Below are 2,141 nucleotides of genomic sequence, written 5' to 3'. Positions count from 1 at the left end.
CTCGACGACCTCGGCCCGCTGACCAACCCGCCCGCAGACCAACCCCCGCCCGACGCCGACGGCGTGGACGAGGCGACTGACGCCGACGACGTGGACGACGGCGTGGACGACGGCGTGGACGAGGCGACTGACGCCGTCGGCGTGGAGGGCGCGACCGACGCCGTCGGCGTGGACGGCGTGGACGGAGAGATCGACGCCGTCGGCGTGAACGGCGCGGCCGGCGTTGCTGACACGCCCGTCGCGACCCTGGACGGAGCAGCTGCCGGCTCTGGTGTGGGTGCGATCGGTGGGCTGCCCGTGTCCCCCGTCGCGGTGGCCGAGCTGCTGGCCCGCTACGACGCGCTCCTGGCCTCCGGTGCCCGTGGTCGGGTCCAGGGCGGGGACGTGTGGTTCGAGATCCTCGACACCACCGGCCGACTCCGCGCGCTCACCTCACCGGCCGAAGCCCGCGCCGCCCTCCGCCGCGGCACCGGTCTCGGACCACCACCCCGGATCGCCGACTACGAACCGAACGCAGCACAGACCCGGTTCGTGAAAGCGCGGGACCAGCACTGCCGATTCCCCGGCTGCAGCAGACCAGCCGAGTACGTCGACCTCGACCACGCCATCCCCTACGACCACCACGACCCCACCGCCGGCGGCCCGACATGCGTCACGAACCTGGTGTGCCTGTGCCGCAGGCACCACCGGTTGAAGACCCATGCGCCGGGCTGGGTGTTCGCCATGGACCCCGACGGCACCCTGCACGTGACACCGCCCGGTGGCCGCACCCGCACCACCAGACCCTCCGGCATCGCCGAGGTCGACATGTCGACACCCACCCACCTCGACACCCTCACCGACCTCCTGGGACCCACCCCCAAGCGGTTCCGCTCACCCACCCCCGAACAACGAGCCGCCCGCCGGGCCGCCGGCGGTGGGGTCGTGGCGGTCGCAGGGGATGGCGTGGTCGAGGTCGACGTACCCACCCGCCCGCCCCTCTCTGGCGGTGATCATGGGGTTGTGCGCGGTGGACACGCCGTCGACGCGTGTCGAACGGGCGACAACCCCATGATCACCGACGGGGTGGGGGTCGCCAGCCTCGGCTGAGCAGGGCGGCTTCCACCCTGTCGAGGAGCACGGCCGGCCTCGCCAGGTGCTTCCTGGCGAAGCGTTGGACCAGGTAGCCGTCGGCGGCGGCCAGGGAATGGCGTTCGACGTCGGAGTCAAGCTTCTCCTGGGTGGCGTGGCCGCCGCCCTCGTACTCCAGCACCAGCCGGTAGCGCCGCCACCCCAGGTCGCCGTGGGTGACGACGACGCCGAAGCGGTTCTCGATCGGGATCTGCGGCTCCGGGTCGGGCAGCGGGCTGTCCAGGATCCAGCAGCGGACCAGGCTCTCCGGCCGGGACATGGCCAGCGGGGTGAGCCGGGGCGCGCAGGCCCGCGCCCGGACGACGCCCCGCAGTCCCTCGGCACGGTCCAGCCGTTGCTCGAGCCGGTCGGCGTCCAGGTGGCCGAGTCGGTAGAGGGCGTCGCCGACGGCCACCAGCTCGTCGGGCCGGGTGCAGCGGGCGAGGTCGAGGAAGGTCTGCGACCCCGAGGTCACCGGTAGCCCGTCGATCTCGACGACGTCCTCCGGTCGGAGGTCGCGGTGCACGACGGTGAGCCCGCTCCGGTGGGGGACCAGGCGGTCGGGCCGCACGACCGCCCGCACCACATCCGGCGGGTCGACCGGGGCGCCGAGCAGGGCGGCTGCGGTCTGCAGGCCGAACGCTCCTCCCTCGGGCAGGACGGGCGCCCATGCCCGGCAGCGGGTGGCCAGGTCCTCGGTCTCGCCGCGGGACAGGTAGACGCCCCGCCCCAGCCGGACCCCGTCGGCCTCGATCTGCCGACGGCTCATCCCGGCCGCACGGGCCCCGCTCCACGTGTATGTCCCCGGGAAGTGCTGCACCCGGCCGACCCTGCGCGCGGAGCCGCAGGACCCACCGGCCGAGCAGACATCTGTGGACACCCCAGGCAGATGTGTATGTCCACCCCCGCCCGGGCTGCGCCCGTGCTACCCCCGCGCGTTCCTGCTGTCGATCATGGGCTTGTGCGCGATCGACGCGCCGTCCACGCGTGTCGAACGAGCCACAACCCCATGATCACCGCCGGAAGGGAGG

2 protein-coding genes are annotated in these 2,141 nt (G+C 73.5%); one reads left to right on the top strand and one right to left on the bottom strand.

All coding sequences use genetic code 11. The features are described from left to right. A partial coding sequence (locus tag LFA75_RS23470) for an HNH endonuclease signature motif containing protein (RefSeq protein WP_225236133.1) occupies positions 1-1,089 on the top strand: 1,089 nt, incomplete at its 5' end. Here the strand turns inward: LFA75_RS23470 and LFA75_RS23465 are convergent. Beyond that, complete coding sequence (locus tag LFA75_RS23465) at positions 1,055-1,930, bottom strand: hypothetical protein (RefSeq protein ID WP_225236132.1); 876 nt, start codon at positions 1,928-1,930, stop codon at positions 1,055-1,057. The two genes, LFA75_RS23470 and LFA75_RS23465, sit on opposite strands and share 35 nt — an antisense overlap. Between the last annotated feature and the right edge of the window lie 211 nt (positions 1,931-2,141).

Origin of the sequence: Klenkia terrae, from assembly GCF_900491935.1 — a bacterium.
In the GTDB taxonomy this organism is placed as follows: domain Bacteria; phylum Actinomycetota; class Actinomycetes; order Mycobacteriales; family Geodermatophilaceae; genus Klenkia; species Klenkia terrae.
Note: the sequence above shows the minus strand (reverse complement) of the source record. Positions and strands in the feature narration are given on the sequence as shown.